The 21,957-nt window shown below is 58.5% G+C and carries 22 protein-coding genes and 1 tRNA gene; 12 read left to right on the forward strand and 11 right to left on the reverse strand.

The genetic code is table 11. The features are described from left to right. Positions 1–173 precede the first annotated feature (173 nt). The 3 genes from AC1XOS_RS03100 to AC1XOS_RS03110 form a co-directional block, all read right to left on the reverse strand. Complete coding sequence (locus tag AC1XOS_RS03100; RefSeq protein WP_481960752.1) at positions 174–2,432, reverse strand: ABC transporter ATP-binding protein; 2,259 nt, start codon at positions 2,430–2,432, stop codon at positions 174–176. Between the two features lie 109 nt (positions 2,433–2,541). Beyond that, positions 2,542–2,754 carry a hypothetical protein gene (locus tag AC1XOS_RS03105; protein WP_481960753.1) on the reverse strand — a complete coding sequence of 71 codons (213 nt, stop codon included), beginning with the start codon at positions 2,752–2,754 and terminating at the stop codon, positions 2,542–2,544. Further along, positions 2,751–3,083 carry a DUF6932 family protein gene (locus tag AC1XOS_RS03110; RefSeq protein ID WP_481960754.1) on the reverse strand — a complete coding sequence of 111 codons (333 nt, stop codon included), beginning with the start codon at positions 3,081–3,083 and terminating at the stop codon, positions 2,751–2,753. The genes AC1XOS_RS03105 and AC1XOS_RS03110 overlap by 4 nt, the downstream gene beginning before the upstream one ends. 192 nt (positions 3,084–3,275) lie before the next feature. Here AC1XOS_RS03110 and AC1XOS_RS03115 point away from each other — a divergent pair, with 192 nt between their 5' ends. From AC1XOS_RS03115 to AC1XOS_RS03145, 7 genes are read left to right on the forward strand one after another with little or no spacing between them, the layout of a single operon-like run. Beyond that, entirely contained in the window at positions 3,276–4,172 is an 897-nt protein-coding gene (locus AC1XOS_RS03115; RefSeq protein ID WP_481960755.1) for a hypothetical protein, read from the forward strand. Between the two features lie 39 nt (positions 4,173–4,211). Further along, positions 4,212–5,009 carry a dihydroorotate dehydrogenase electron transfer subunit gene (locus AC1XOS_RS03120; RefSeq protein WP_481960756.1) on the forward strand — a complete coding sequence of 266 codons (798 nt, stop codon included), beginning with the start codon at positions 4,212–4,214 and terminating at the stop codon, positions 5,007–5,009. After that, entirely contained in the window at positions 5,000–5,908 is a 909-nt protein-coding gene (locus tag AC1XOS_RS03125; RefSeq protein ID WP_481960757.1) for a dihydroorotate dehydrogenase, read from the forward strand. Before AC1XOS_RS03120 ends, AC1XOS_RS03125 begins: the two co-directional genes overlap by 10 nt. Continuing rightward, positions 5,905–6,366: a peptide-methionine (R)-S-oxide reductase MsrB gene (gene msrB / locus AC1XOS_RS03130; protein ID WP_481960758.1), complete on the forward strand. Its 462-nt coding sequence runs from the start codon at positions 5,905–5,907 to the stop codon at positions 6,364–6,366. Before AC1XOS_RS03125 ends, msrB begins: the two co-directional genes overlap by 4 nt. Beyond that, the gene (gene msrA / locus AC1XOS_RS03135; RefSeq protein ID WP_481960759.1) at positions 6,363–6,887 is read left to right on the forward strand and encodes a peptide-methionine (S)-S-oxide reductase MsrA; all 525 of its coding nucleotides are present in this window, start codon (positions 6,363–6,365) and stop codon (positions 6,885–6,887) included. The genes msrB and msrA overlap by 4 nt, the downstream gene beginning before the upstream one ends. Positions 6,888–6,938: 51 nt before the next feature. After that, positions 6,939–7,457 (forward strand): inorganic diphosphatase, encoded by a 519-nt coding sequence (locus AC1XOS_RS03140; protein WP_481960760.1) that lies wholly within the window; start codon positions 6,939–6,941, stop codon positions 7,455–7,457. Between the two features lie 6 nt (positions 7,458–7,463). Next, positions 7,464–8,456, forward strand: coding sequence for a bifunctional heptose 7-phosphate kinase/heptose 1-phosphate adenyltransferase (locus AC1XOS_RS03145; RefSeq protein ID WP_481960761.1), 993 nt, complete (start codon positions 7,464–7,466; stop codon positions 8,454–8,456). Positions 8,457–8,458: 2 nt separating this feature from the next. Here the strand turns inward: AC1XOS_RS03145 and AC1XOS_RS03150 are convergent, their stop codons facing one another. The 4 genes from AC1XOS_RS03150 to AC1XOS_RS03165 all read right to left on the reverse strand — a co-directional run bounded on the left by AC1XOS_RS03150 (position 8,459) and on the right by AC1XOS_RS03165 (position 11,742). After that, entirely contained in the window at positions 8,459–9,499 is a 1,041-nt protein-coding gene (locus AC1XOS_RS03150) for an NPCBM/NEW2 domain-containing protein (protein ID WP_481960762.1), read from the reverse strand. Positions 9,500–9,531: 32 nt separating this feature from the next. Next, a tRNA-Arg gene (locus tag AC1XOS_RS03155) sits at positions 9,532–9,605 on the reverse strand. A 45-nt stretch (positions 9,606–9,650) separates the two neighbouring features. Beyond that, on the reverse strand, positions 9,651–9,908 hold the full coding sequence (locus AC1XOS_RS03160) for a hypothetical protein (protein ID WP_481960763.1): 258 nt from the start codon (positions 9,906–9,908) through the stop codon (positions 9,651–9,653). 28 nt (positions 9,909–9,936) lie between these two features. Beyond that, on the reverse strand, positions 9,937–11,742 hold the full coding sequence (locus AC1XOS_RS03165; protein WP_481960764.1) for a putative bifunctional diguanylate cyclase/phosphodiesterase: 1,806 nt from the start codon (positions 11,740–11,742) through the stop codon (positions 9,937–9,939). A 73-nt stretch (positions 11,743–11,815) separates the two neighbouring features. Here AC1XOS_RS03165 and AC1XOS_RS03170 point away from each other — a divergent pair, with 73 nt between their 5' ends. Together AC1XOS_RS03170 and uvrB are read left to right on the forward strand one after the other, a co-directional pair. Beyond that, a complete protein-coding gene (locus tag AC1XOS_RS03170; RefSeq protein ID WP_481960765.1) occupies positions 11,816–12,895 on the forward strand; it encodes a methyltransferase in 1,080 nt (359 codons plus the stop codon). 39 nt (positions 12,896–12,934) lie between these two features. Next, on the forward strand, positions 12,935–14,944 hold the full coding sequence (gene uvrB, locus AC1XOS_RS03175; RefSeq protein WP_481960766.1) for an excinuclease ABC subunit UvrB: 2,010 nt from the start codon (positions 12,935–12,937) through the stop codon (positions 14,942–14,944). Positions 14,945–14,957: 13 nt separating this feature from the next. Here the strand turns inward: uvrB and AC1XOS_RS03180 are convergent, their stop codons facing one another. After that, a complete protein-coding gene (locus AC1XOS_RS03180; protein ID WP_481960767.1) occupies positions 14,958–16,601 on the reverse strand; it encodes a tetratricopeptide repeat-containing diguanylate cyclase in 1,644 nt (547 codons plus the stop codon). 81 nt (positions 16,602–16,682) lie between these two features. On the opposite strand from AC1XOS_RS03180, the gene purL reads away from it, so the two are divergent. From purL to AC1XOS_RS03195, 3 genes are read left to right on the forward strand one after another with little or no spacing between them, the layout of a single operon-like run. After that, complete coding sequence (gene purL / locus AC1XOS_RS03185; protein WP_481960768.1) at positions 16,683–18,977, forward strand: phosphoribosylformylglycinamidine synthase subunit PurL; 2,295 nt, start codon at positions 16,683–16,685, stop codon at positions 18,975–18,977. Between the two features lie 42 nt (positions 18,978–19,019). Next, positions 19,020–19,235, forward strand: coding sequence for a hypothetical protein (locus AC1XOS_RS03190; protein ID WP_309712052.1), 216 nt, complete (start codon positions 19,020–19,022; stop codon positions 19,233–19,235). A 12-nt stretch (positions 19,236–19,247) separates the two neighbouring features. Continuing rightward, positions 19,248–20,234: an adenosine deaminase gene (locus AC1XOS_RS03195; protein ID WP_481960769.1), complete on the forward strand. Its 987-nt coding sequence runs from the start codon at positions 19,248–19,250 to the stop codon at positions 20,232–20,234. Here the strand turns inward: AC1XOS_RS03195 and AC1XOS_RS03200 are convergent. The 3 genes from AC1XOS_RS03200 to AC1XOS_RS03210 all read right to left on the reverse strand — a co-directional run bounded on the left by AC1XOS_RS03200 (position 20,231) and on the right by AC1XOS_RS03210 (position 21,940). Next, positions 20,231–20,389: a 3D domain-containing protein gene (locus AC1XOS_RS03200; RefSeq protein WP_481960770.1), complete on the reverse strand. Its 159-nt coding sequence runs from the start codon at positions 20,387–20,389 to the stop codon at positions 20,231–20,233. The two genes, AC1XOS_RS03195 and AC1XOS_RS03200, sit on opposite strands and share 4 nt — an antisense overlap. An 8-nt stretch (positions 20,390–20,397) precedes the next feature. Continuing rightward, entirely contained in the window at positions 20,398–20,634 is a 237-nt protein-coding gene (locus tag AC1XOS_RS03205; protein WP_481960771.1) for a hypothetical protein, read from the reverse strand. Positions 20,635–20,725: 91 nt separating this feature from the next. Further along, positions 20,726–21,940, reverse strand: a complete 1,215-nt coding sequence (locus AC1XOS_RS03210; RefSeq protein ID WP_481960772.1) for a CAP domain-containing protein — start codon at positions 21,938–21,940, stop codon at positions 20,726–20,728. Positions 21,941–21,957: the final 17 nt, after the last annotated feature.

Here is a 21,957-nt window from a genome sequence, read left to right on the forward strand (position 1 = left end):
AGCGAGAGCGGAAACGCCCGCGCGATCTGGCAGACCAGCACGGTTCGCTCGTAGCCGATCTTGGGATCGGCGATCGTTGCCCGAACCGCACTGCCCCCCGTGCGAAAGAGTGTCACGGTTGTTGGGTCAAGAAAGATAAGATCGAAGTCGGTATTTTCGCTTGTTTGCATTCTTTAATCCTCTAGAACTAGGTTCTCAGACTTAAGCTTGTTGACTTCAAGCTGCATCTCGACGAGCTTTCTAAAGATGCCGTTGTCTTTCTCCATCAGCTCGGCGTGCGTGCCCATCTCGGCGACGCGGCCTTTTTCAATCACGACCAGTCTATCCGCGTTTCTCAGCGTGCTGAGGCGGTGGGCGATGGCAAATGTCGTGCGGCCTGCGATGAGGCGCTGGATGGCTTCTTGAATTTGCTTTTCAGTTTCTGTGTCTACCGAGGCCGTCGCTTCGTCTAGGATCAGCACTTTGGGGTCGTGCAGGATCGCGCGAGCAATGCTGATGCGTTGCCGCTCGCCGCCGGAGAGCCGTGCGCCGCGCTCGCCCACTAAGGAGTCGTAGCCGTCGGGGAAGCGCAGGATGAAGTCGTGGGCGTTGGCGGCTTTTGCGGCGCGCATGATCTGCTCGCGGGTGGCATCGGCCTTTCCGTAGGCGATATTCTCGGCAATCGTGCCGGGAAAGAGAAAGGGCTCCTGAAGGACAATGCCCATCTGGCTACGCAGATCCTGGAGCTTGACTTTCTTCATCTCGACGCCGTCGATTAAGATGCGGCCCTCGCTCGGGTCGTAGAAGCGCGAGATGAGGTTGATGATGGTGGACTTGCCCGCGCCGGAGTGGCCGACGAGGCCGATCATCTCGCCGGGCATGACGTGCAGGTCCACGTTCTCCAAAACCCGCCGCGCTTTGTCGTAGCCGAAGCTGACGTTCTCAAAGAGCAGCTCGCCGCGCATATTGGGCATCGCGACCGAGTCCACACCATCGGCGACATCGGGCTGGGTGTCCATGACCTCAAAGACACGCTCGGCGCTGGTCAAGACGCGGCCCAGCCAGTCGGCGATGCGCGTCATGCCCTGGAGCGGGCCGTAGAGCTGCCCCAGGTAGAAGAAGAACATGTTGAGCATGCCGAAGGTGATCTCACCGGCGATGACCTGCTTGCCCCCGACATACCAGACAATAAACCCGCCGCTGGTCATGAGAAAGCCCAGGATGGGAAGCAGCGTCGCCCACCAGTTCTCAAGGTCCAAGTTCGCGTTGTAGAGCGCCCCGACTTTACTATTGAAGCGGGCCATCTCCCGGTCTTCTTGAGCGAAGGCTTTGACGACGCGGGTGCCGTTCAGCGCGACGGCGATACTGGCCGTCATCGAGGAGCGCAGATTCCAGAGCTTCTCCAGTCGTCCCCAGAGAAACTTCCAGATCTTGCTGGTGCCGATGATCACCAAGGGGATGGGGATCATCACCAGAAGCGCGAGCTTCCAGCTCTGGGTGAAGACGATGACAAGCGTCCCAATGAGCATCAGGCCATTGACCACGAGCATCTGGAGGCCATCGACCAGAAAGTTATTGAGCTCATTAACATCGGACGTGACGCGGTTCAGAAGTGCGCCCGACTGCCGCTTATCGTAGTACGAAAGCCCGAGTTTCTGAAGTGTGGTGTAGGTCTCGGTGCGGATCTGGCGGGTCATGGTCAGCGAGAGATAGGCCGTGAGGCGCGAGCGCCAGATGCCTAGCGCCAGCCCCAGTACGGTCGCGCCGATCATCATCACCACCCAGTAGACGAGCCGGTCAATCCGAACGCTAGTCGCGATCTCGTTTTTGGGCACCAGGACATCGTCGGTGAGGTTCTTGACGATGATACCGGGGAGCAATTGCAGCGCGGTGCCACCGATCATGAGAACCGTCACGACAATCGCCTGCCACTTGTAGCCTCTTGCGTAGCCTAAAAGCCGGGTAAACGTGGCGCGCTTGTCGAAACAGTGGCGGCAGACATCGGAGTCTTTGGGCAGAGCGCGGCTACACTTGGGACAGAGTTTTTCGACCTCCTCAAGCTCCGCCTCCGGCAGATCGCGGCCCTTGGCCACAGCCTCCATCACGCGGGCCACCCCGGCCATGCGTCCGCCGAGTGGCGTGGTGTAGCGTGCCAGCTCGATCACATCCGAGCCCTTCGAGACCGTGAGTGCCCCACCGCCGACCAGCGACTCGGTCTTCGCGCCGGTGATCTCTTTAACGGGAATCGTAAGGTCAAGGTGTGCCGCAGAGGCACCGTTGGGAGAGTAAACCCGGATCGCGTCTGCGTCCATCGTCACCCACCGCTCACCAATCACGCCGCTAGTGTTGATGTCCGCCTTGACCGCAAGGGTGAGGGGATCGGTTCCGTGGCCATTCCGCTGGGCCTTGAGCGCCGCTTCAACGGAAGCAGGAAGCTCTTCAAGCATTGCCATAGGTGATAGTTTACCCGCGTTTGCTCTCTTTGGGGAGGCATTTGTGTTATTTTTCTCTATCGCGTGAACGCGGTGTCTCCCGAAGGGCGAGGGGTAGGGCAGGGCTGGCTTACCGAGCCGCTTGTACTTGTAACGTCTCGCTGCTGTGGCGGCTTAGGTAGGCCATGACCTCGGCGTGCATCTTCTCGATCTCCCGCCGGTAGCTGCCCGAAACCTGCGGGAACTCCTCGCGGCTAGCACTGACCCGAAGCTGGGCCAGAAGGCTCTCGAAGCGCACGATGCGCTCCTGGGTCACTTTCAATTCCTGGTCGTTTTGAATCATGGTAGCACCTCAATGCGAACCCAGAAGACACTGGCACCAAACTCTGTGTCGGCCCGCTCGTGGTCGAAGAGGAGCTGTGATTCTTGCAGAGCTTGGCTACTCTGAAACCCCATGCGCATCACCAGAATAATATCCAGATCGCCCGGCTCGGGCTTGGTGGTGACGAAGCTCCCAAAGACCACAAAGCGCTCCTGAAACCCGGTGGCCTCGGCGAGGGTATAGAGATGAAGCAGGCGCTCCAGAAGCACCCTGCGGCGCGTTGTCGTGGCAAAGTGTGGGGCTAGTTGTACTCTGTGGAGAGTGTAGATTCCCTCCGGTGGATTGTGCATTTGAGGAGGTATTTTTATTATTTTGTTTACTTTAAGTTTAAAACATGAGTACTGATGACAGTGAGTGTAAGAAGTGTCATAATATTGAGTATTGCCGCACCCAAGAGGGTACCCGGCCTTTGTAGCCGCAGACTCTCCAGCACTGCCGTTCTGATCAGCGGTGCTTCAGATATGCTCGGGGTATAAAGAGCCATGACACGACGTAATCTTCTTTTGGGAGCAGGAGGTCTGCTTCTGCCCACCGCTCAGCTTAGTATCACAGGAGTCTGGGAGACGAACTCGGGGCCGCTGCGGCTGGAGCAAGTGGGGGCCTCGGTGACGGGAACCTATCCCACCGGGAAGCTGATGGGCAAGCTGGCCGGGAGCGTGCTGACGTTTAGCTGGACGGAGAATACCGGCGCGGATGGCACGGGGACGTTCACATTTAATACACGCACTGATAGATTCACGGGGGAGTGGAAGCAGGCCAATGGCAACAAGAGCGCCTGGAACGGCACTCGTGCGGCAAGTACGGCAGGCAAGACGTTTCTGGTGGTGCTGGAGGCGCACTGGGAGAACTCGCTGAGTGAGCCAGAGTACTCGTTTGGGGCGATGCTAAGGAGCTTCTTTGCCCGCGTCCCGAGTGTCGAGGTGCGCCAGCGCTTCTTCCACGACGAAGCCGACCTGCGCCGTTTTCTCACGGAGGCTGCCTACTTGGCGGCTCCGACAGTGGTCTATCTCTCCTCTCACGGAACTCCCGAGGGAATCTCCGTCGGCGGCAAGACAGTCGCTCCAGGTGTCATAGGGGAGTGTCTAAAGCCTGCAAAGAATCTCCAGCTACTCCACTTGGGGAGCTGCCGCCTGATGGCAGGCAGCGGCCCTGCCAGTATCCGAAAAACGTCTGGGCTTGGCTTTCCCATCTCGGGCTACATGAATGTCGCCGACTGGGCAGGAAGCGCCGCAATAGACTTTCTGTATCTTGACTTGGTGCTCTGCCGAGGGATTGCGCCTAATAAAGCTGTTGCCCAGACCCGGAAGATGCTCTCGATTGCGACAGACAAAACGGCTGCCGACGCACCCGTGGACCCCTGTGATCTGAGGATTTACTGAGAACCAGAAGGAGAGCTCCATCGGGTACAATGGCTCGACGTGATTAGAAAACGTGCTGCTACTATAATCTCCGTGCAGGCGCTCGCCGCACCAGGACACTTTGTCCTCACCTTCGACGACCCCGAGACAGCCCATGATGCTCGGCCCGGCCACTTTATCGCGGTGGCCGCCACCACACCCGCGAATGCCGGAAGCTCGATCCTGCGCAAGCCTTTCTCGATCTTTACCGTGGATAGAGAGGCCGGGCTCTGTACGGTTCTCTTCTCGGTCTACGGCCCCACCACAAGCACCATGGCACTCTACAAGCCCGGCGATAAGCTGGACTTTCTGGGACCGCTCGGAGGCCGCGTCTTCGATGCCGATCCACACGCCGATGTCCATCATGTCATGGTGGGTGGCGGCTATGGGGTTCCACCGCTGAACTTCTTGGCAAAGACGATCAAGGCCGCCAATCCAAGGGCAAAAGTCACGCTGATCTACGGCGCTCGTAGCGCCAACTTTCTAGTTGGCGACGAGGGGCTACGCGAGGTGGGCGTCGAGATTGTCGCCTGCACCGACGATGGTAGCTTAGGGGTGAAGGGAAAAGTCACCGACGGCTTAGCGCCTCTTCTGAGCGAGAACATCGCGGTCTATACCTGTGGCCCGACTCCGATGATGCGCGCCGTGGCAGAGCTCTGCACCGCAAATCACAAGCCTTGTCAGGTCTCGATGGAGACACCCATGCCCTGTGGAATTGGAATCTGTGTCGGGTGCGTGCTCAAGAAAGCCGACGGGACGTTCTCGCGCACCTGCACCGATGGCCCGGTCTACCCCGCGACGGAGGTCACATGGCAGTAAATCTTGAGGTGAAGATCGGCTCGCTGACCATGCGCACGCCCGTCACCACGGGCTCTGGCACGTTTGGTTTTGGCTCCGAGACCAAAGACTTAGTAGATCTGAGCAAGCTAGGCGCGGTCTGCGTCAAAGCCACGACCCGTGAGCGACGCCTGGGCAACCCACCTGCACGTATGTGCGAGACGGCCTCGGGAGTGCTCAATGCGATTGGCCTGCAAAACGGTGGCATCGAGAACTATCTCCTCGAAAAGCTCCCGTATCTGCGGCAGTTCGATGTCCCGATTATTGTCAATGTCCCTGGCGAGAACCCCGAGGACTTTGCCTACGTTGCCCGACGCCTCGCCGAGAGCGGGGGAGCGGATGCGATTGAGCTGAATATCTCGTGCCCGAATGTCTCCCATGGCCTCGACTACGCCACGCAGCCGCACCTGACCGCTGACGTGATCGCCGCGGTGAAGGCTGTCACGGATCTGCCGATTATCGCCAAGCTCTCGCCCAATGTGACCGACATTCGGCCCATCGCAAAAGCCGCCGAAGATGCGGGAGCGGATGCGATCTCGCTGATCAATACCGTGATTGGAACCGCCATTGATGCTCGCAAGCGCACGTTTAAGCTCGCCAACAAGACCGGTGGGCTCTCCGGCCCCGCGATTAAGCCGATTGCACTGCTGGCTGTCTACCGCGTGGCGCAGACGGTAAATGTGCCTATTATAGGGATGGGGGGGATCATGAACGCCACCGACGCTATCGAGTTTATCCTCGCAGGCGCAACCGCCGTGGCCGCAGGAACGGTCAATTTTGTCAATCCGCTGGCCGCTATCGAGATCGCCGATGGGATTGCGGACTATCTGGAGAAGAACGGCTTCACCGATATCCATGAGCTGATTGGAGCTGTCGAATGAGTACCCCCTTAACGTGGAGCAATCTTATTGCGTTTGCGACCACGGGCAACCCAAAACCAAATCGCGTTGTGGAAAAGACCGAGAGTGAGTGGCGTGCCCAGCTCACTGCTGAGCAGTTCTATGTCACCCGACAGCATGGCACTGAGCGAGCCTTTAGCTCAGAGCTCTGTAGCCGGTTCGAGGCGGGAATCTACGCTTGTGTCTGCTGCAATACGGTTCTCTTTGACTCCGCTGAGAAGTTCGACTCAGGAACCGGCTGGCCGTCGTTTACACAGCCGGTCGAGACCAACGCGATTGCCTACAATCTGGACGTTTCCCACGGGATGCAGCGGATCGAGGCGGTCTGCAACACCTGCCAGGCGCACTTGGGGCATGTCTTCCCGGATGGCCCCGCGCCCAGCCGCCTGCGCTACTGCATGAACGCGATCGCGCTGAAAAAGCAAGAGAGGGCAGTATGACAGAGCTTGCGACGTTTGGGGGGGGCTGTTTCTGGTGCACCGAGGCGGTCTTCCAGCAGCTACGCGGGGTGCACTCGGTGGTAAGTGGCTACACGGGGGGGCATGTCGTCTCGCCGACGTACAAAGATGTCTGTAGCGGACAGACGGGCCATGCCGAGGTGATCCAGCTTACCTTTGACCCCACCGAGATCTCGTACGCGGACCTTGTGGCGATTCATCTGGCGACCCATGACCCGACCACGCCGAACCGTCAGGGAGCAGATGTGGGAACCCAGTACCGCAGTGCGATCTACACCCACAGCCCCGAGCAGGCCGAGATCGCAAACCGCGTTCTGGACGAGCTTGCCCCTGCGTTTAGTGCGCCGATCACCACGGAAGTCGGTCCAATAGGGCCATTTTATCCGGCAGAGGCGTACCACCAGAACTACTACCAGACCAATCCGGGGGCGGGGTACTGCCAGGCGGTCATTAGCCCGAAGCTCATCAAAGCCCGCAAGCTCCTCCAAGACCGTTTGAAATAGGCACCTCGAGCCTGTTTTTTTGCGGAACTGGGTACAATAATACCTAAACCTATGCCTTACCGAAGTTTGCCCATTGGCGATAATGCGCCTGAAGAAGTCCATGCGGTGATCGAGATCCCGCGTGGCTCGTCCAATAAGTACGAGTACGACAAAGATTTGGGCGTCTTCAAGCTCGACCGTCCCCTCTACTCGCCCTTGTTCTATCCCTTTGACTACGGCTGGATCGCCGGAACCATGAGCGCCGATGGCGATGCGCTGGATGTTCTCGTGATCGGCTCGCACCCGACTTTTTGTGGCTGCGTCGTGAACTGCCGCCCGCTGGGGGTCTTGATGATGCGCGATGAAAAAGGGGCCGATGAAAAGATCCTCGCCCGCGTCGCCCACGATCCACGCTTTCATGGTGTCCGCAAGCTCGAAGATGTCCCTGAGCACTACTTAAGAGAGATCGAGCACTTCTTCGATGTCTACAAAACCCTGGAGAAAAAATCCGTCCAGATCGGCGAGTGGATGGACGTGGATCGGGCCAAAGAGATGATCAACACCTGTCGCCTCATCCACGGTGCAGTTTAATCCGCTATGCGTGATGAACTCCTTAAAATATTAGCGAACTTCCCCGGAAAGCGTGTGCTGGTAATCGGGGATCTTATGGCCGATGAGCATATCTGGGGCCATGTGAACCGCATCTCTCCGGAAGCGCCTGTGCCGATCGTGGAGGTGGAGCGTGAGACCTTTGTGCCGGGCGGCGCGGCCAATACGGCGGCGCAGCTTGTCGCTTTCGAGGCTGAGGTCTTTGTGGCGGGCGTGGTCGGTGACGATGCAGCGGGCGAGAAACTGCGTCAGGCGCTGAAGGCACTGGGAGCGGATGTGGCGGCGGTCGTGACCGCTTCTGACCGCCCGACCACGCGCAAGACCCGCGTGACGGCGGGCTCCTACCAGGGGGCGCAGCAGATCGTCCGTGTGGACCGGGAGAAGCGTGCGCCGCTGACCCAAGAGACTGAAGACGCGCTTATCGCTGCCTGTGAAGGGATCTTGCAGCGCGGCTGCGAGGCGATTTTATTTTCGGACTATCTCAAGGGCGTGCTCACCGAGACCCTCGTGGCGCGGCTGACGGCGCTAGCACGGGCGCAAGGAATTGTGGTGACGGCCAATCCCAAGCCCGCGAGTGTCGGGTTCTACAAAGACGCCGACTTGATCTCACTCAACCGAAAAGAGGCCGATGAAGCCAGCCGCACCACCCTCTTTGAGTCGCTAGATAACGGCATCTTTCACGACGCCGGGGCGCGTCTCAGAGTCGCGCTGGAAGTCCGTAATCTCCTGATCACCCGTGGCGCACGTGGCCTGACGGTATTCGAGCCGGAGCGCTTCGTGGATGTCGCCGCCGTGCCCGTCGAGGTCTTCGATGGCACTGGTGCGGGCGACTCCACGATTGCCGGAATCACGATGGGGCTTGCCGCAGGCGGCACCATCGAGCAAGCCGTGCGCCTCGGCAACGCCTCCGGCGGTGCCGTCGTCCGCCACGTTGGCGTCGTCACCGCAAGCCGGGAAGAAGTCGCTGCCCTGTTGGTGTAAGACTACGGAGGACTGAGCCAGCCGGTGGCGTTGGCGACCACTAAGCCGTCGTCGGGGCGGGTGTCTATGAGGACGAGAAGGAGCTTTTCGTCTTCGATGTGCCCGCCGATCAGATAGGGGGCTCCTGCGTAGCGGCCCTCTTGTGCGGCGCGGGCGATGTCGCGCAGGGACTTAGGCGAGAAGTTTGTCAGCTTCTCCCGAAGGTCGGTGGCCTTGTCGGGGGGGAGCGGGGTTCCGAGCGAGCGGCCCTCGTCCTCACTAAAGAAGACCTTGGCGAGCTGCGGGCGGATCAGGGCATCGTCGGGGGAGACGCGGGACTCGTCGCGGATGGGGAGCAGACCGATGGCGAAGTTTCTGCCGGGCCGATCCAGTGTCTCTAGCTGGCGTTTCAGTGTCTTGGCGGCGAGCTTTGCCGCGGTTTTGATCCGCTCATCACGCTCGCGTAGTTTGGTGGTATCAAGAGACGCTCCCTCGCCCGTGGTGAGCTTTGCATCGCACCAGACGCAGCCGGCGGCTAGCTTGACATGATCGCCAAACGCTCCCGTCGAGAACGTCGCTTTTTGCTTGAAATCATTGGCGTAGCGCACCACGAGCCGTAGCAAACGCACGCCTTTGACATCCACCTCGAGCTTCTGGGGGCGAAAGGTCTTTCCCCGGCCATCGTCCACAATCACCGGATAGAGCTTAGAGCGGTGCGCCTCGGAGCGGAAGAGGAGCTTGCTGTCGCCATAGACCTCAAAGTAGCAAAAACCGGTGCCCGCGCGCGTCTCTTCATCGTCGCGGCCCACGGTGGCCTCAAAGCGCAGGAACTTACCCTTAACCGGGATACTCATCCCGCATGCCTGCCCCGAGCCGAGAGGATCGTCTTTGACATCCACCGTCATGGCGTGCTCAAAGCGCTCGCCGTTGACAACTGCCTTGCGGGGTGAGAAAACCAGGTTACCGTCGTAGCGCACGCCAGGGGCTTTGAGAAGGCTCTCCAGCCAGACCGTGTCTTTAGGGTTTTCAAGGGGGTTATCTTGAACAAAGTGTCGGCGAGTCATCGCAAACCCTCCACGAAACAAAAGAGAAACAGTCCACCCGGCGCGATTCGAACGCGCGACCTTTGGCTTCGGAGGCCAACACTCTAATCCGCTGAGCTACGAGTGGGAACAGGCTATGAGTATACCTCTGGTTTGCAGGCGCTGCAAACGACTACTGCGGCCCGTTTTTCTGCCGCTGCTCTAGCTTCTGAAGCTCTTTTTGCGCTGCTTTATCTTGCTTTTTTGTGGCTATCGGGGGGCGCTGTTTAGGATCGTTGTTGTGCGTCAATATCCAGGCGACTAAGGCAACTACCGCCACGGTCCCAGTAGCAATGAGGGCGTACCAGAGATAGCCCACCACAAATGCCAGGAGCCAAAAAACGACCAAGAGCCCCACAAAGATCAGAATCAGGCGCAGGATCAGAGACATAGCCTATTGTACAACCGGAAATCAGGGGCTACGCAGCTTTTTGTTGTGGCGCTGCATCTGAGGTGAGGTATTGGGTGAGCTGGTGGGCAGGCATGGGGCGGGCGAAAAGATAGCCCTGGCCGTAGTCTGCTCCGAGCGTGTGCAGGCGCTCTTGCTGGCTCACGGCCTCAATGCCCTCTGCGGTGACGGCAAGCCCAAGGGTATCGGCAAGGGCGAGAATCGTGCGGATGATGGCCTCGTTCTGGGTGATGAGCTTGGGGTCGGCGTGGCTGAGGGCGCTAACAAAGCTCCGGTCAATCTTGAGGGCTTTTACCGGCAGGCGGCTGAGATAAGCCAGCGAGCAGTAGCCCGTGCCAAAGTCATCTAAGGTGAGGCGTACACCAAGCGCCTCTAGCTCATGCAGGCGGGCGATGCCACTTTCAATATCGCTCAGCAAGATGCTCTCGGTGAGCTCCAGAGTGAGAGCGCTGGGCGGCAGTCCCGTCTCTTGGAGTGTCGCTTGCACCATTGGGACAAAGTCGGCTTCGCGAAACTGTCGCTCAGAGACATTGACATTGACATGGAGGCTCCGATAGGCCAGGGAATCGCGCCAGTACACGGCATCGGTACAAGCGGCTCGCAGAAGGGCTACGCCAAGAGGAATGATAAGCCCCGTCTCTTCCGCGATAGGAATAAAGCGATCTGGAGGAAGATAGTTGCCCTCTTTGGTCTGCCAGCGTGCCAGGGCCTCGACCGCGACCACCGCACCCGTTTCCAGGGAAAGAATAGGCTGGTAGTAGGGCTGAATCTCCTCAGCTCGTAGCGCACGGCGGAGGGCGGCTTCCAGCTCAAAGCGCTCACGGGCATCCTGATCCATAATCGGGTCAAAGAATAGATACCCCGCTTTTCCGATTCCCTTTGCGTGGTGCATGGCGGTATTGGCGTTGCGGAGCAGGTCTATGGGCGGGCTGTGCTTTTCCAGCGCGACTCCAATACTCGCCGCAAGGAGGATCGAGCGGCCTTGCAGGGAGAGTGGTGCGTTCAGTGCTCGGGTCAGTTGCTCGGCGAGGCGATGAATGGCATCGGGACTGTGAAGGTGGGAGATTAGGATCGTGAACTCATCCCCGCCAAGGCGGGCAACAAGCCCTTGTGTCCCCATGACTGTGCGAAGGCGCGTTGCGGTCGCCGTGAGGACTTGGTCGCCCAAGAGATGCCCAAAGTTGTCGTTGATCAGCTTAAAGTTGTCGAGATCTATAAAAAAAAGACAGGCATTTTTAGGTTGCTCTTGTTGGAGCTGCTCAAGATACTCTACGAGCTGACGGCGATTGGCGAGGCCCGTGAGAGGGTCGTGCCTGGCCTGATAGGCGAGCTGCCCTTCAATGGCTTTACGCTCCGTGATATCGGTACAAACCCCCACCAGGTTCCAGCAGCCGGGAACGAGCTCCTCCACACTAATATCCTCGTTAAGCCAGCAGGTAGTGCCATCGTGGAGCTGGATTTGGTACTCTTGCTGGAAGCATGGCATGCCCGTCTGAAGGGCTTGGATCGTGTTGATATCTCTCTGGTAGCGCCCCTCAGCAGAGCAGGCATCAAGGAAAGCGCTTTCCAGAGACTGGCCTTCTGTGATGGCAAAAGGGAGCCAAGAAAGCGCCGCATGCGGTGCGATAAGGCGCAGGTCCCAGTGGAGGCAGGTGTCGGTTTCGGGATTAAAAAGGGGGGGAGTGGGGACAGTACTGGGGTCCTTGGGTAGCTCCAGCACCGTCGCCTGCCAGAGGAGGCAGTGTGCCTGCGAGACAGCCTTCTGTAAAAAAGCCGCGTCGTCTAGGGGGGTGCTACTATAGGTTCTACGATTCATGCCCACTGGGATTGTCGTCACATCGCTTGTATTTCTGCATAGTGAACTTTGAATGAGTGATACACTCGGTATCATGTTAACTACCCTCAAGCGCTACCCAGACAACCCGAAATCCAATCTCCAGGCATGGGACAGCGCCGATGAGCTTATTCTGAGCTACTTGGCTGCTTTTGATCTTTCTGAGAAGCGTATCTTAGTGATTAACGACGCGTTTGGTGCGCTTTCGTGTGCCCTAACCCAGGGCGAGCGAACGACCTACACGGACTCGTATGTGAGCCATCGTGCCCTCGTGCTCAACAGCAAAGGCGAGCGAGGGAGTATCAATAACCTCGATCAGCTCTCAGGAATCTATGATCTGGTGCTGATCAAGCTTCCGAAAAACCTCTCGTTTTTGGAAGATATTCTATGCCGACTTTCGCAGCATCTACAGGCGGGCTCCAAGCTGGTCTGTGGCGCAATGCTTAAGCATCTCTCGCCTGCCGTTTTTCCGCTACTGCAAAAGTACATCGGCGAGACCTCGACGAGCTTGGCGGAGAAGAAGGCGCGGCTGGTTTTTGCCGAGTTCCAGCGCGAGCCGGTGGAGTCGCCGTACCCGCTGGAAGTCGCGATCGAGGGCTTTGCGCACCCATTTACCAACCACTCTAATCTCTTTAGCCGTGAAAAGCTGGACGCGGGGACGAAGTTCTTGCTGGCGCATCTGCCGGAGGGAAGCTTTTCACGCATTTTAGACCTGGGCTGTGGCAATGGCATTTTAGGAATCGCGGCTAAGAGGCGCTCCCCCGAGGCACAAATTGTCTTTAGTGATGAGTCGCAGCTGGCGCTTCTGAGTGCGCAGGCCAACTACGCGAAGTACTTCTCCGACAGCCCAGAGCTGGTCTGGACCAATGGTTTTGAAGACCAGCCACGAGAGACGCTGGACTTGGTTTTGTGCAACCCGCCGTTTCATCAAGAGACCACCATCGGAGACTTTATCGCTTGGCAGATGTTTGTGGACGCGCGCCGGGCACTGAAAACCGGGGGGGTACTGCGGGTGATTGGCAACTCGCACCTGGGCTACCATCTCAAGCTCAAGCGCATCTTTGGCAAGAGCAAAATTATCGCCAGTAACGAGAGATTTATGATCGTGGAGGCAGTTAAAACCGCGCTTAAATGATACAATGGCGAACCATTGTTTGTTTAAGGCGGAGGGCATATGCCAAAGGTGAGTGGGCGGTTCGAGTTTGTGGGGCCACCAGCGGCGGGTGATCAGCCCAAAGCGATTGCGCAGCTTGTGGAGGGCTTGAATAAGGGCGAGAAACGTCAGACACTCCTAGGGGCGACGGGAACGGGGAAGACGCACACAATTGCGCGCGTGATCGCGGAAGTCCAGCGGCCTACTCTGGTGATGGCGCACAACAAGACCCTCGTGGCGCAGCTCTGCACGGAGCTGAAAGAGTTTTTCCCTAACAACGCGGTTGAGTACTTTGTCAGCTACTTCGACTACTACCAGCCCGAGGCCTATATCCCCCAGACCGACACGTTTATCGAGAAAGATAGCGCGGTCAACGAGGAGATCAATCGCTTGCGGCACTCCGCGACCCAGGCGATTCTCTCGCGGCGAGACACGATAATTGTGGCGTCGGTGTCGTGCATCTACGGCCTAGGCTCGCCCAAAGAGTACAAGAACACGGTGGTCTGGTTCGAAGTGGGGCAGGACTGCGACCGCGATGAAGTCTTGCGCCGCTTAGTGAGCATGCAGTTCTCGCGAAACGACATTGCGCTGACACTGGGGACATTTCGTGTCAAGGGCGACACGCTCGATATCCAGCCCGCCAATGAGGAAGTGATCTACCGGATCGAGTTCGACTGGGACATGGTCAAGCGCATCACGGCAATTGATCCGGTGACGGGCGAGACCCTCAGCGAGCGCGACGAGCTCTCGATCTTTCCGGCAACCCACTGGGTGAGTGACCCTGAAAAGATCGAGGAAATTGTCGCTAAAATCGAGAGTGAGATGGAAGCGCAGGTCAAGAAGTTCGAGGCCGAGGGCAAGCTGATCGAGGCGCAGCGCATCCGCCAGCGCACCAATTTTGACATGGAGATGGTGCGCGAGATGGGCTTCTGCTCGGGGATTGAGAACTACTCGCGCTGGTTCGATGGCCGCGACCCCGGCTCGCCGCCCAACACGCTCCTGGAGTACTTCCCCGAGGACTTCCTGATGGTGCTCGACGAGAGCCACCAGACCATCCCCCAGCTCAACGCCATGTATGCAGGCGATAAAAAGCGCAAGGAGACACTGATCGAGTACGGCTTCCGCCTGCCCAGCGCTGCCGACAACCGCCCGCTGCGCTTCCAGGAGTTCGAGAAGCAAGCGCCGCAGCTCATCTATGTCTCCGCTACGCCTGGCCCCTACGAGCGCCAGACCTCCAGCCGCGTTGCGGAGCAGATCATCCGCCCCACCGGCCTGATTGACCCAGGCATTATCATCCGTCCTACCAAAGGCCAGATTGACGATCTTCTCGGAGAGATTCGCGACCGAATCGAGAAGCATGAGCGCATCTTAGTCACGACGCTCACCAAGAAGATGGCGGAGGATCTGACAGAGTATCTGGTGGAGCTAGGCATCAAGGTCCAGTACCTGCACTCCGATGTCCACACCCTGGAGCGCTCAGAAATCCTCAGAGATCTTCGTCTTGGGGTCTATGATGTGGTGGTAGGGATCAACTTACTGCGCGAGGGCCTTGACCTGCCTGAAGTCTCGCTCGTGGCCATTCTCGATGCCGACAAAGAGGGGTTTCTGCGCTCGGAGACCAGCCTGATTCAGACCATTGGCCGCGCTGCCCGAAACTCTGAGGGAATCGTGCTGATGTACGCCGATAACATCACCGGCTCGATGCGCCGTGCCATTGACGAGACCGACCGTCGCCGTGCGATCCAAGTGGCGCACAACACCAAGCACGGCATCACTCCGACCACGATCAAGAAAGCCGTCCAGGACGTGCTCGCGGCCAAGCAAGTCGCAGAGGCCAAGAGCTACTACAAAGTCACCAAAGAAGTCGCCCCCGAGTCGCTGCCCCTCGATCAGCTTCTCCTCGCCCTCACCGACATGGAGAAAGAGATGAAGCAAGCCGCCAAGAACCTAGATTTCGAGCACGCCGCGCTCCTGAGAGACGAGATGAGTCGCCTCAAAAAACTCTTGCCTAGTGAGATGAAGAAGAAGTAGCATACGCCGAAGGCTACGCCACGACTTGGTTCTTGCCGGCACGCTTGGCCATATAGAGTCGCTTATCTGCATGATCAAGCAGGTCTTCGTTACTGAGCAGATCGGCAACCCCGATGCTAACGGTCAGAGTTAGTCCCGGCACGAGGCTATTCCAGTCGTGCGTGGCGATTGTCATGCGAAGGCGCTCTGCAAGGAGCCTTGCATCTGGCAGGGGGGTCGCAGGGGTGAGGATCACAAACTCATCACCTGCCTGCCTCACGAGGATATCGCTTGTACGGCTGGACTGACGTAAAAGATTGGCAAAGGCTAGTAGCACGAGATCACCCACGCGATGGGAGTGCTGATCGTTGACCTGTTTAAAATCATCAATATCAATCAAGATCACGCTCAGGGGCAGCTCATAGCGCCGTGCGCGGGTGAGCTCACTCTCTAAAAACCGGCTTAAGTAGCGGCGGTTGTAGAGCTGGGTGAGGGGGTCTTCGAGCACTTGCTGGCGTAGGTTCTCGGTCTCGTGGCGTACACGCTCGATTTCTTGTTGTGCTAGCTGGCTCTGAAGGCGGTGCTGAGCCGACTCTTGGTGAAACTGGGCGTAGAGGCTGTGGAATGTCTGGTAGTGGGTGAGTGCCTTGGCGAGATTCCCTTGGAGCTCGTAGCCTTGGCTGAGCTTCTGATGAATCTCGCTCTGGATAAAGCGCCGGTTGTGTGTTTCTGCCTGTGAGAGCGCTTGTTGCAGCCAGTGGCAGCCCTCCACCGCCTGGTTTTGCTGGACCAAGAAGCTCCCTAGTGCCTGATAGGCACTGAGCTGTGGCTCGGGCAACCCGATCTCATCAGTGAGCTGCTGGGCGGCACGCAGGGTAAGCTCTGCTTGTTCTTGGTCTGTCTGAGAGCACCCCAGCGCGACCAAGGCAGCGGCTTCTAAAGACTTATTCTGCTGCGATAGCGCGATTGTCATGGCACACTTGGCGGCAACGACGGCTTCCTCGTACCGTCCGACAGCTCGCAGCGCACTTGCATAGTTAATCCGTGTGTTACACCGATACGTGGCTGATGCGGTTGCTTCATCGGGAGCAAGAGACTCTTCAAAATAGCGAATCGCTTCGGTGGGTTGCCCACACTCGAGATACACCATTGCGATATTACTAAGAATTTGCGCCTTCTGATCTGGGTTTTCTTTGGTAAGGTCAAGGGCCTCTATGAGGCACACAATTGCTTCGCCATAGTTGCTCAAGCTTCCATGAAAAGCCGCCAGCGTGTTTAAGCTCATCCAGAGCCCTTTGCTGTTTTTTATCTTTCGTAGTATCTGAACGGACGACTCCATGGTCGCGATCGCTTCGGAGTAAGCGCTTTGATGCTTTAAGGCAACGGCTTTGCCATGCAGGCACTGGCTGACGAGTAAGAGATCATGGGTTTGCTGAGCTAGTGGTAGCGCTTCCTGGAAATCACTCTGAGCCGCGGCTATATTGCCCCGAGAGCCTTGCGCCATCGCCCGAGCACGCAGGGCCTTGGCGAGAAGGTGTGTTTGCCCCGTAGAGCGGGCTTGAGCCACTGCCTCTTGGGCGAGCAGGAGTGCCGCCCCCGCATCCTGGCTCATCAGGGTGTGGGATTGTTCAAGGAGTGTTTCGAGCGATGCTTGCTCAGGAGAGGCAGACGAAGACATGGCGTATTCTTGTAGAGAATTGTCGGTTTTCCTATTCTTGAACATTAGCTTAGTACGCTTCCACGGTACAATAGAGGCGCTATGTCAACCCCTGTCAATGCCCCTGAGTATCCCGAAGTATCCGAAACAACCGCCCGTGAGATGGGTGTCAATGCGTCTGAGTATGCTCAGATTCAAGAAGTCTTGGGCCGTGTCCCCACCTACACTGAGCTAGGAATGTACGCCGTGATGTGGAGCGAGCACTGCGGCTACAAGTACAGCCGCCCCGTGCTCAAGCTCTTCTCCGAGTACAAGAAAGCGCAAGAGTCCGGCGCTCTGGAGAACGCGGGAAGCGTCGCGCTGGGCGACACGGGCTGGGGCGTGGTCTTTAAGATGGAGTCCCACAACCACCCAAGCGCGGTCGAGCCGTTTCAGGGCGCTGCCACCGGAGTCGGTGGGATTCTGCGCGATATCTTCACCATGGGCGCACGACCCATCGCGAGCCTGAACTCCCTGCGCTTTGGCCCCATTGAGGGCAACGACGCCACCGCGATTCATAACCGCTACCTCTTTGAGCACGTGGTTTCTGGAGTGGGAAGCTATGGTAACTGCGTGGGAGTTCCCACCGTGGGCGGGGAGATTTACTTTGACCCCTGCTACAACGGCAACCCGCTGGTCAATGCGATGAGCATCGGCATTGTGAAGCTGGACTCGATTGCCTCCGCGAAGGCCAAGGGGATCGGCAACCAGGTGCTCTATGTCGGGTCTTCGACGGGGCGCGATGGGATTCACGGAGCGACTTTTGCCAGTGTGGAGCTCTCCGAAGAGTCCGAAGCGAAGCGGCCCAACGTGCAGTGCGGCGACCCGTTTATGGAGAAGCTGCTCATCGAGGCGACTCTAGAGGCGCTGGCGACCGGCGGGATCGTCGGGATTCAGGACATGGGTGCGGCGGGGCTGACCTGTGGCACGAGTGAGATGAGCGCCAAGGGCAGTCTGGGGATGACCATTGATATCCAGAAAGTGCCACGTCGCGAGACCGGGATGAATGCCTACGAAGTCTTGCTTTCCGAGAGCCAGGAGCGAATGCTGGCCGTGGTAGAGCAGGGCCGCGAGGAAGAAGTCGCGGCGGTGTTTCATAAATGGGGCCTCAATGCAGCCTATATCGGGGTGATGACCGAGACGGGCAATGTCCAAGTGTGGGATGGCGAGCGCCTAGAGGCCGATATTCCCGCCAAGTCGCTGGCGGATGAGTGCCCGACGTACTACTTAGACGCCGCCGAGCCGGAGTACATCGCCCAAGTCCAGAGCGCGGATTTCTCAAGTTTGGCTGAGCCCGAGAGCTACGGCGACGTTCTCCTAAAATTACTCTCGACGCCCAGTATCGCCAGCAAGCGCTGGGTCTGGGAGCAGTACGACACGATGGTTCAGACTCAGACCGAGGTTCTTCCGGGGCGTGGTGATGCGGCAGTGCTGACCATCCGTGAGGCCAACGGGCGCAAGATCGCGGCGACCACGGACTGTAACCCGCGCTTCTGCTACTTAGACCCGTTTGTGGGAGCACAGCTTGCCGTCGCCGAGGCGGCGCGCAATCTCAGCTGCGTGGGAGCTGTCCCCGCTGCCCTCACGGACTGCCTGAACTTTCCCTCGCCCGAGAAGCCCGCGGGGTTCTGGCAGTTTAGGCGCGCTGTGGAAGGGATGGCGCAAGCCGCAGACTTTTTCAAGACCCCCGTTGTCTCCGGTAACGTCAGCTTCTACAACGAGACCCCTGAGGGCGCGATCTACCCGACCCCAACCGTGGGCATGGTGGGCGTGATCCCCGAGGGAGTCGAGCCGATGGGCCTGGCGTTCCAAAACGACGGTGACTTAATCTATCTCTTGCGCCCTATCGGTACGGAGAGCGCAACGGGAATCGCGGGGAGCGAGTACCTCTACCGCGTTTTTGGCCGCGCCGAGGGCAAGCCAGAGCTGGACTTAGCCGCCGAAGCGAGTGTCCAGAAAGTCGTCCGGGAAGCGGTCGCCGGAGCACTGATCCAGAGCGCCCACGACTGCGCGGAGGGCGGCTTCATGACCGCCGTCGCCGAGAGCTGCCTGGCGGGCAACAAAGGCGCAGAGATTCGCTTCGCCATCACGGATTTCGTCGGGAAAGATGGCAACGATCTTCCCTGGAGCACCGTGATGTTTGGCGAGTCGCCCAGCCGCATCGTCGTGACGGTTAAAGAAGGCACGAAAGAGCAAGCGGCGCTCCTTGATCTCTGTGAACAAAACGGCGTTGAATCTGTCTTTATCGGTCAGGTGAAGGGCAGCAACAAGCTCGATGCCGCCGGACTTCTGGAGCTTTCTCTCGATCAGCTTCGTGAGGCCTTTGAGGGAGCGATTCCAAAAATTATGGGTAAGTGAAACGAGCCTTCCTGCCGATACTTTGGGGAGGAAGGCTTTTTTATGTGGATCTACAGCAAGAAATCAAGCGCGGCATTTAACATCAACCATGTCGCCCGATTGTTTATCGAAGTGACGGGAAGTGGCGCGGCGCTAAAAGTGGAGATTGCCGGAAAGCCACAGATGCTGGCCTACTTCGATGATAAAGAGATGGCCCAAGTCGCGCTTCTCGATATCCTTGCCAAGCGCGAGCTAGGGATTCCTCTAATGCGAATGTAGTACAATAGGATTGTGAACTTCCCTGACCTGCACCGCCACTTGGGGGGCGCAACTCACCCCCGCATTCTCTGGGGCTGGATTGAGAAGCACGGTCGGGAGACAGCGATCGCGGCGCGGCTCCGGGAGCGATTCCCGGACTACGCCGCGTTTTCGTATTTTTTCAACCGTCCCTTCACCGATCTGGCGGACTACCTCACCGTGCACCATCTCGTGGAGGAGCTGCAGGCGCAAGAGCTTCCCTACTTCACGCACCGAGCGGTGCGCGGCGCGGCGGTCTTTGAGGCGCTGGACTACCTAGAGCTGCGCTTCAACCCCTACAAGCGCACGCCCTATAGTCTTCCCGAAGCCGAGCGCCTCGCGCTCATGCCCGAGGCGGCCCAGCAGGTGATCCGCGCCGCCCAGACCGAGTTTCCCATTCGCACGGCGTTTATTCTCTGCATGGACCGGGGCTTCTCGCCTGCGCTGAACCGTCAGATTATCGCGCTGGCACACGCACTGCCCGAGGTCGTTGCCGTGGACCTCGCCGGCCCCTACCAGCCTGGCGGCCCGACTCTGAGCCAGTGGGCGGAGCTCTACGCTGAGGCAAAGGCGCTGGGGCTGCACACCACCGCGCACATGGCCGAGTCCGACCCGACGGACATCCACTCCAGTCTTTTCCCCTACTTAGAGCGCATCGGCCACGGCATCCAGATCGCCCTCCACCGCCCGGAGTTGCTCCCCGAGCTTGCCGAGCGCGGGATTTGTTTAGAAGTCTGCCCGACCACGTACTTGCGCACCAACACGCTTCAGGATCTATCGGAGCTACGCCCCGTCTTCGAGCGCTGTGCTGAAGCAGGTGTTCCCATCTCCATCGCCACAGATAACCCCGCACTCCATGGAGAAGCCGGGAAGCTGGTCAATGAGTATGAGAAGCTCGTCCGCGCCGAAGCTATTCACTTCAACGACATTCTTGAGTATGCTGCTGTAGGCTATAAATTTGCATTTGGCAGAGTCGCCTAGCTGCCCGGCTCGTCAGTAACCAGTACCTGAACGGGCTTACGACCGTTTATGGCGCTTCCTACATCCAGTACGATACAGAAGCCATAGCCCTCTACCCAGAGGCGCGAGCGCAGCGGAATGACTTTTGGATCTACAGCAACCGTGCCGTACCCCACTTTTGTTCCTAGCTTTGTTCGATCTCCCCTGCGCCTCCGATACGAAAGCGCAGCCGGGTGTAGTTTATGGGAAATGGGGGCGACAGTGCCGTCCCCGTCCCCGACTCGATCCGTCGGTCTCCGGGGCGCGCCAGGGGGCGCATCTTGGGAGCCATCAGATCTTGTCCGGCGTGCTTACGTCCTCCTGAGCGGGGCGCTCCCCAGGTATCTGACCACTCCGCTCCTTTGATAACGGGAAAGATCATCGCGGGAGGTGACTGTGCCGACGCTAGTTGCTGTGCCAAGGCTAGCAGGGGGATGAGTGCTAGGCAGACGCTCTGCCTTCGTAATCTCGTATTAATGGCGGCTACCAAACAGTTGCACCCAGTACGCACCCGCCTGACCGATTCCTATGTCCTGGTACTCGCGCCGCAGAATATTTGCCCGATGTCCTGTGCTGCCCATCCAGCTCTGCATTACCTCCTCGGCAGTGCGCTGGCCCATGGCGATGTTTTCACCCCATGAGCTGCCTCGATAGCCTGATCTTTCCGCCCTATCCCTCGGCTGGCTACCATCAGGGCCGGTGTGAGAGAAGTGTCGCTCTCTTGCCATAAGGACAGCATAGTCCTGTGCGGCTTTCATAAGAGCCGAGTGTGCCCGAAGTAAAGGAAGAGCCATCTTGGTTCGCTCGTCATTGGTGCGCCGAAGGACATTCTGTATGGAAGGAGGGAGTGGCACCTCGCCCTTCGAACTTACTGCCGTCGCACCAGTAACCTCCACAGTGGCACGATCAGTTACGAACTCCTTCCCCGTGGCCATATCCCGCCGCACGGTTGCGAACACATGCTGCCCTGGAGAGAGCTCGCTGCGGGTCAAGGAGAGCGTCGGGCTCCCCATCGTTGGCTCGGTGATATCACGTCCATCCAGTGTGATGAGAGTTCGGATGCTGGCACTACGCGGCACCGGGTCGGCAGAGACTTCAATAACGAGATTGCCAAGAGTGAAGTCCCATTGTGTCGGTAGCCCTATGAAGCGCATGGCACCTGCTGAGACTGCTCCAGAGACCGATGGCAGCGCAGCTATCTCTCGACCTATCCCGCCCCGGGCGATCTCGTTTGCTAGAAGAGTTTTTAACGACGTTCCTACTTTTTTACGGGGATTGGAGGTCTCGATCTCTAACGATTGTGGGTGGCCGATCCAGGCGATACGTCCCGCACCATTCACGATAAAAGTGCAGGGAATTCCATTGCGCCCGGCGGCAGCCATCCAGTTGCGAAAAGCGATTCCACGTGGGTCATGGGCAATGGCCAGGTTCTTCAAGCCCGGGTTACTCTCGATATAGCGGCGGACGATATTGGGATCGCTCTCGGTACTGAGGGCCGCAAACGTCAGCGCTGGGTAGCGCATCTGGAGCTGTGCAAGATGTGGCAGAGTCGCTCGGCAGGGTGGACACCAAGTCGCCCAGAAGTCCAAGACGTAGCCGCGTCCCGACACAAAGCCAGGGACACTGCCATGAAGAAAAACTACCCCCTCAAGCGAGGGGGCTAACGAGCCAGCTGCGAGTTCTACCATGATTGGATTTCCTTTTT

It is taken from the genome of Armatimonas sp. (assembly GCF_964826245.1).